At 70.4% G+C, this 3,179-nt stretch carries 4 protein-coding genes; all 4 read right to left on the bottom strand.

Annotated features, from left to right (window positions below; all coding sequences use genetic code 11):
- On the bottom strand, positions 1–555 hold a 555-nt coding region (gene prcA, locus AB0G02_RS32820; RefSeq protein ID WP_360802011.1), incomplete at its 3' end, for a proteasome subunit alpha.
- Positions 556–610: 55 nt separating this feature from the next.
- A complete protein-coding gene (gene prcB / locus AB0G02_RS32815) occupies positions 611–1,459 on the bottom strand; it encodes a proteasome subunit beta (protein ID WP_360802008.1) in 849 nt (282 codons plus the stop codon).
- A gap of 34 nt (positions 1,460–1,493) precedes the next feature.
- Complete coding sequence (locus tag AB0G02_RS32810; protein WP_053716644.1) at positions 1,494–1,688, bottom strand: ubiquitin-like protein Pup; 195 nt, start codon at positions 1,686–1,688, stop codon at positions 1,494–1,496.
- Positions 1,689–1,772: 84 nt separating this feature from the next.
- Positions 1,773–3,179: depupylase/deamidase Dop (gene dop, locus AB0G02_RS32805; protein ID WP_360802005.1), on the bottom strand; the 1,407-nt coding region annotated here is incomplete at its 5' end.

Genomic DNA, 3,179 nt, shown 5'->3' with positions numbered 1-3,179 from the left:
GGCCTTCACCGCCGTGCGCACGGCGTCGGCCAGCGGCTGGGCCTCGGTGTAAGCGTCCTTCAGCGCGGTGCCCGTGGCCTCGGCCTGCCCGCCCATCACGACGTACTGCGGCTCTTCCACGATCGAACCGTCGTAGGTCAGCCGGTACAGCGTGTCCTGCTCGGGCCGGGTGCCGACCTCGGCCACGCAGATCTCCACCTCGAGGGGCTTGATCTGCTCGGCGAAGATCGAACCGAGCGTCTGGGCGTACACGTTCGCCAGCGAACGGCCGGTCACGTCACGCGGGTCGTTCTGATAGCCGCGGATGTCGGCGAACCGGATGCCCGCCTGGCGCAGGTTCTCGAACTCGCTGTAGCGGCCGACCGCGGCGAACGCGATGCGGTCGTAGATCTCGGACACCTTGTGCAAGGTGGCGGACGGGTTCTCCGCCACGAACAGCACGCCGTCGGCGTACCGGAGCACGACGACGCTCCGGCCTCGGGCGATGCCCTTCCGGGCGTACTCCGCGCGGTCGCGGAGGATCTGCTCGGGTGAGGCGTACAACGGCATCGTCACTGCTGCGGCTCCCGGGCTCGGCGGATGCGGGTGGGGATGGGGGTCGGCACGGCGCTCAGCCCGCCGGCCTGGCCTTGCGGCCCTCGACGACCGACTCGGCCAACCTGGCGGTCTCCTCGTCGGACACGTGCACCGCGCCGTCGGAGGTGATCGTCACGACGACCGGGTAGATCTTGCGGATCACGTCCGGGCCGCCGGTGCCCGAGTCGTCGTCCGCCGCGTCGTACAGCGCCTCGATCGCGGTCTTCATGGCCAGCTCCGCGTCCGCGTCGGGGTCGTAGAGCTTCTTCAGCGCCGACTTCGCGAACAGCGAGCCGGAGCCGACGGCCTGGTAGCCCTGCGACTCCTCGTACCGCCCGCCGGTCACGTCGTAGGACACGATGCGGCCGGCGCGCTCCGGGTCGGGCGCGTCGGTGTCGAAGCCCGCGAACAGCGGCACGACCGCGAGGCCCGCCAGCGCGGCGTCCAGGTTGCCCTTGATCATCGCGGAGAGCCGGTTCGCCTTGCCGTCCAACGACAGCGAGACGCCCTCGATCTTCTCGTAGTGCCGGAGCTCGACCGCGTAGAGCCGGACGATCTCGACCGCGATGCCCGCCGTGCCCGCGATGCCCACCGCCGAGTAGTCGTCGGTGATGAACACCTTCTTCATGTCGCGCTGGGCGATCACGTTGCCCATCGTGGCGCGTCGGTCGCCCGCGATGACCACGCCGCCCTTGAACGTGAGGGCGACGATGGTCGTGCCGTGCGGAGCCTGCACCGCGCTGCCCTCGGGCAGCTTGCGGCTCGACGGCAGCAGTTCGGGTGCCTGCGCGCGGAGGAAATCGGTGAACGACGACGACCCCGGCCTGAGGTAGGCCGGGGGCAGCGACGCGGCCGGGTAGTGCCCGGTCGAGCTGTGGTCCATGTGTGCGTTCTTCTCCTGTCCCGCCGGCGGCTTCTTACTCGCCGCCCTTTTGCACGTATGCGCGGACGAAGTCCTCCGCGTTCTCCTCGAGCACGTCGTCGATCTCGTCGAGAATGGCGTCGACGTCCTCGCCGAGCTTCTCGCGGCGTTCCTGACCGGCGCCGGCCGCGCCGTCGCCGTTCTCGTCGCCGTCACCGCCGCCTTGGCGCTGAACCTGTTCCTGGGCCATGTCGACCTCCCGGTCTTCGGGTCCTGCGAGTTAAACACTACCCACCAGGTAGGACATCCTGTGTCTGCCACTCGGGTCTGTTGATCAGCCCCTGGTGAGCGCCTCGACCAGTTGCTCGGCGGTGTCGGAGGCCTCCAACAAGGCTCCGACGTGCGCCTTCGTCCCCCGCAGCGGCTCCAGGGTGGGGATCCGGACGAGTGATTCGCGACCGAGGTCGAAGATCACCGAATCCCACGACGCCGCGGCCACCGAGGTGGGGTAGCGCTCCAGGCAGCGGCCGCGGAAGTAGGCGCGGGTGTCCTCCGGCGGCGCGAGGATGGCCGCGCGGACCTCGTCCTCGCTGACCAGGCGCTTCATCGAGCCGCGGGCCACCAGCCGGTTGTACAGGCCCTTGTCCAGCCGCACGTCGGAGTACTGCAGGTCGACCAGCGACAGCCGCGGCGAGCCCCACGCGAGGCCGTCCCGGGCGCGATAACCTTCGAGCAACCGCAGCTTCGCCACCCAGTCGAGCCGGTCGGCGCACTCCTGCGGGTCGCGGGCCAGCGCGTCGAGCACCTCGCCCCACACGCGCAGCACGTCGCGGTCGCCGTAGCCCTCCTGCTCCACGAACGCCGAGGCGCGCTCGTAGTAGGCGAACTGCAGGTCCAACCCGGTGAACTTGCGCCCGTTGGCGAGGTCGACCTTCGTCTTGAGCGTCGGGTCGTGGCTGATCTGGTGGACCGCCCGGACCGGTTCCTGCAGCCGCAGGTCGTCGAACCGGCGGCCGGCCTCGATCATGTCGAGCACCAGCGACGTGGAGCCGCACTTGAGGTAGGTGGAGTACTCGGCGAGGTTCGCGTCGCCGATGATCACGTGCAGCCGGCGGTACTTGTCCGCGTCGGCGTGCGGCTCGTCGCGGGTGTTGATGATGCCGCGCTTGAGCGTGGTCTCCAGCCCGACCTCGACCTCGATGTAGTCGGAGCGCTGGGACAGCTGGTAGCCCGCCTCCTCGCCCGCCGCGCCGATGCCGACGCGGCCGGAGCCGACGACGACCTGGCGGGACGCGAAGAACGGCGTGAGCCCGGCGATCACCGCGGTGAACGGCGTGCTGCGCTGCATCAGGTAGTTCTCGTGGGTGCCGTAGCTGGCGCCCTTGCCGTCGACGTTGTTCTTGTAGAGCTGCAGGCGCGGCTGGCCGGGGACGGTGGCGGCGCGCATCGCGGCCTCCTCCATCACCCGCTCCCCCGCCTTGTCCCAGATCACCGCGTCGCGCGCGTTGGTGACCTCGGGCGCGGAGTACTCCGGGTGCGCGTGGTCGACGTAGAGGCGGGCGCCGTTGGTGAGGATGACGTTGGCGGCGCCCAGGTCCTCGACGTCGTTGTCGCCGGAGTGGCCGCCGGGGGTGCCGAGGTCGAAGCCGCGCGCGTCGCGCAGCGGCGATTCGACCTCGTAGTCCCAGCGCGCCCGGCGCGCTCGCGGTATGTCGGCGGCGGCCGCGTAGGCCAGCACCAC

The sequence above is a fragment of the Actinosynnema sp. NPDC023658 genome, assembly GCF_040639995.1.
Lineage (GTDB): Bacteria > Actinomycetota > Actinomycetes > Mycobacteriales > Pseudonocardiaceae > Actinosynnema.
This window is presented reverse-complemented; position numbering and strand designations above follow the sequence as displayed.